Source organism: Candidatus Chloroploca asiatica (assembly GCF_002532075.1).
Taxonomy (GTDB): domain Bacteria; phylum Chloroflexota; class Chloroflexia; order Chloroflexales; family Chloroflexaceae; genus Chloroploca; species Chloroploca asiatica.
In genome coordinates this window covers 1-3,737 of the sequence record NZ_LYXE01000155.1, presented here as the reverse complement: position 1 = coordinate 3,737, position 3,737 = coordinate 1, and the positions used below count along the sequence as shown (strand labels likewise).

The following is a 3,737-nucleotide window of genomic DNA, read 5'->3' as shown; positions in this document are numbered from 1 at the left end:
TCGTGAGGCAACGAGCCCGACAAAGTAAGATTCTCTCGTGAGGCAGAACGGGCGGCAAATCTAGTTGACATTTAACAGACGGCAGCACCACCCGCGTGCGGTGCCTCCACCAACCGATGCCGAGACTGCCCACGCTGGTGGTCACGAGCATGACCAGCCCGGTGGCTGGGATGCGCTGCAGCGCATCCCAGCGGTGGAACCCGATGAGGGCATCACCGACCAGGCTGACCAGGCTGACCAGGCCGACCAGGCCGACCACCACGACGGCAAGGCGCAGGGCACGGGAATGGAACCTTTGGCGGTTGGACGTCATTGCAGCGCCTCCGGCTGAATCTGCACATACCAGAGCGCCGTCGGCCCGGTCGCCAGCAGCAGCTCGTGGCCCTGCCAGATCCCCCCCGTGCGCCCCTGCGTCTGGATCGTCGGTAGCACCACGAGCGTCGCGTCCGCATCCGCAGGCCAGCGCTGCACGGCCAGCGTGCCCTCCGCCGTGGGCCGGACAATGCGCAGCGTCCCATCCGGTCGCACTGTCAGTGCGACCAGGTCGTCGGGCAGCGGGCCGACCCGTTCGGTCACGCCCGCCGCCAGGGTGACACGATCCAGCGCCAGGCCCAGCCCTGTATCGGTCACCCACCAGAGCGCGTCGGCGGTCCAGGCCAGCGGGATGAGCCCCGCCGGGCGCGCCGGCGGAACGCGCAGCCGCGTCGCCCGGGCATCCGCACCGGGAGGGGCGAACTGGATCAGCACGGCGGTGTGGTCGAGCAGCGCCGTCGCGGTAGGTGGGGCGTCCGCTGGGGGCGTGGGCCGCGCCACGTGCGGCGGCGAGGGCGACGCGAGCGACGTGATGATCACCGCCGCCGCGCCATCCGGACTCCAGGCAAGGTGATGGATCGTGCCAGGCACCGTGATCAGCGGCACCTGGGCGTCAACCTGCGGCCGCGCCGGGTCAACGACCAACACATCAACGTCCTGCGCGTGCGGCACGGCCACCAGCAGGTGACGGCCCCCCGGCGACCACCACACCCCGCGCAGGCTGCGGCTCGTGGTGATGACCTGCGTGCCCGTCGGGCGCGTCAGGGTCAGGCTGCCGGCCACGCTGGGCAGCGGCGCACCCCGGTGAGGTTCCCAGACCGCCCAGAAGCGTGCGCCGTCGCGCGTGGTTAGCTCATCCGCGATGGCGTACGTCTCCAACACCGGGAGGCGCGTCAAGCCCTGGGCGTCCAGGTGAAGGTGATAGGGCGCGGGCTCCGGCTGCGGCGGTCCCCAGCCCGGAGCCCCGGCCGGCCGCTCGGGTTCCGGTCGCGTCGCCGTCAGCCGCCACCCGCTCCCCGCATCAGGACTCACCTGCAGCCAGGTGCTCTGCGGGTGTGGCAGCGGCACCGGCTGAACGAGGGGGATCGGGCGCATCGGCGGCACGATCAGGGTCGTCGTCTGCTGCCGACTCACCTGGATCACGCTCGTCACCGGAAACGCCCCCGGCTGCGTGAAGTGCAGGGCATGCGGGCCGCTCGGCAGCACGATGCGTCCGGGACGCACCGGCCGGTCGGCGAGCTGCACCTGCACCTCCGGCGGCAGCGGCGGCACCAGCAGGGTGCCACTGCCGCGCAGCACCGGCATGAGCAGCCAGACGACGACCGCCAGCACGCTCACCACGCCACCGGCCTGCAGGCCCTGCCGCAGGCGGTGGCGCTGGCGCTGGAGCCGGGCCGCCAGCACATCCAGGTGCAGCGTGAACGGGCCAACGTCAAGTTGGGACGGCACCCGCATCCGCGGCCTCCTCGTCAGGTGGCGGCGCCGCCGGGGTGCGTGCGCCGGGAATCAGGGCGTGGATGGGCGCGGGGGCCCGGGGAATCCGCAGGGGGATCGGCTCGCGTCCGACGAGGAGCAGCCCCGTCACCCCATCGGCATCCCGCCGACAGCGCGACAGCCAGGTGATCTCGCCCGGCGTCAGGCCCAGTTTGGTGGCCGCCTGCAGGATTGGGTTGTCGTCGTCCTGCACGCCCGCCCGCGCCGGGCGCAGCTGCCGGAGCAACAGGATCGTCTCGCAGTTGTCGAGAAAGGTCATCCCGGCGGCATTCGGCACCACCTGATCGCCGACCCGCCGCACGAGGAACTCGCGGATCTGCTGGGTGATGACCGTCACGGCGACGCCGAGTGAGCGCCCGAGCCGGGCGAGCAGCTCGATCGTCTGCGCTCCGGCTGCGGTGTTCAAGACGGCCCAGGCCTCGTCGATGATCAGTTCCATGGGCCGTCCGGTGCCGCGCATCGCGACGGTCATGACGTAGTCAGCGATCAGCGCCGGCAGCACACGCTGCAAGGTCTGATCCTGGCCTTGGACAAAAGCACTCAGGTCAATGCCCAGCACGCCCACATCGGCGCGCAAGCGGGAGGGCGGGATGGCCAAGGGCAGCGGGCGGTTGCCGTGGAGCAACCGCCCCAGCGAGCCTTCGGTAAAGAGCGTCAAGGCCGCGTCGAGCGCCGCGTCATGCGGACGCGCCGCCAGGGCCTGCGCCACCGTCCGCAGATCGGGCACGTCGGCATGAAAGGTCGTCGGGTCGCTGGTGATGCCGCGCTGTGCATAACAGGCCAGCACCGTTTCTTCCAGCTGGGCTTCCGCCGCGCCACTGAGCGGCATGCCCCGGGCGAGTGCTTCACTGGCGACCAGGTGTTTGACCAGCGCGGCCCGACGCGCGCGCAGATCGATCTGCAAGCGGGCAAGCCGCGCCCCCACCGCCGCCTCGCCCCAGGGCAACGTCAGCGGGTTCAGTTGCAGCTCGGCCTGCGCCGAGAGCACGAGGTACGTGCCGCCCAGGCCGGTCTCGATCAACGTGCGATACTCCTGGTCTTTCGGGTCAAGCACACAGAGGTCGCAAGAGCCGTGGGCGAAGCGTTGGAGCAGCGCAGATGCTTGCTGGTAGGTTTTGCCGCCCCCGGTGGCGGCAATCGTCGCCTGATGGGGCGACGGCAAGGCAAAGCGGTCGAGCACCACCGGCGCCCCCCCGACTTGTCCGGCCCCACTGCCTTCGGCGCGCACGCCATAGAGGATCGGCACGCCCTGCCCACTCTGCAGCGTCGCCGACGAGGCGGGCAGCAGACGGGCGAGGGTGGGCGTATCGGTCTCGAACAGGGAACGCACCGCATCGTGCCCGAGCGGGGCCGTCGTCAGCAGGCCTTCCCAATGGTGGGCATCACAGGCCACGATCATGATCTGGGCCTCGGTGCACGCAGCGCGGAGCTGGCGACTTCGTTCGTGCAACTCACGCCCATCGGCCCCCGCGACCGTCAGGTAGAGCCCGATCAGGTGCAGGGCGCGCTGCTCCTCGGTAATGGCCGCCAGCACCCGCCGCAGATCGTGGAGCGCGAGCACCTCGTCGGCCCCGGTCTCCCCGCCCTGGGTGAGCGCAACACCCAACTGGTGGGCTAGGTGGGTCAGGCGCTCTTTGGCGAGCGCCCGGGGGAGCGGATGATTGACCAGCGCCGTCTGCACGCCGGGCAGTTGCATGATCGGGACGAGGGCGCCGGGCGGGAGCATGCGCGGCAGCGCCAGCACGGCAAACGTGCGCGTGTAGCTCTGGCCGCTGCGCACATGGTCAATGGCCCCCCGGTCAATGCTCGCCGGAGCGATCAGATCGGTCTCGGTCGTCACCGTACGCTCCCGCCTGTTAAATGTCAACTAGATTTGCCGCCTGGTGTCAACTAGATTTGCCGGTTCCCGCTCCCTTCCCTCGTGACCTGCG

3 protein-coding genes are annotated in these 3,737 nt (G+C 70.6%); 1 reads left to right on the top strand and 2 read right to left on the bottom strand.

Annotation, left to right across the window (positions count from 1 at the left end; all coding sequences use genetic code 11):
- The first annotated feature begins 64 nt into the window (after nucleotides 1-64).
- Nucleotides 65-331: a hypothetical protein gene (locus A9Q02_RS18590; protein WP_141509042.1), complete on the top strand. Its 267-nt coding sequence runs from the start codon at nucleotides 65-67 to the stop codon at nucleotides 329-331.
- On the opposite strand, the gene A9Q02_RS18585 is transcribed toward A9Q02_RS18590, so the two are convergent.
- Complete coding sequence (locus A9Q02_RS18585) at nucleotides 310-1,767, bottom strand: hypothetical protein (protein ID WP_097654575.1); 1,458 nt, start codon at nucleotides 1,765-1,767, stop codon at nucleotides 310-312. The genes A9Q02_RS18590 and A9Q02_RS18585 overlap by 22 nt on opposite strands.
- Complete coding sequence (locus tag A9Q02_RS18580) at nucleotides 1,745-3,673, bottom strand: VirB4 family type IV secretion system protein (RefSeq protein ID WP_141509040.1); 1,929 nt, start codon at nucleotides 3,671-3,673, stop codon at nucleotides 1,745-1,747. The genes A9Q02_RS18585 and A9Q02_RS18580 overlap by 23 nt, the downstream gene beginning before the upstream one ends.
- Between the last annotated feature and the right edge of the window lie 64 nt (nucleotides 3,674-3,737).

Bases quoted from the DNA above. Each gene is read 5' to 3' on its own strand.
- A9Q02_RS18585 (WP_097654575.1), bottom strand. From the start codon at position 1,767: ATGCGGGTGCCGTCCCAACTTGACGTTGGCCCGTTCACGCTGCACCTG.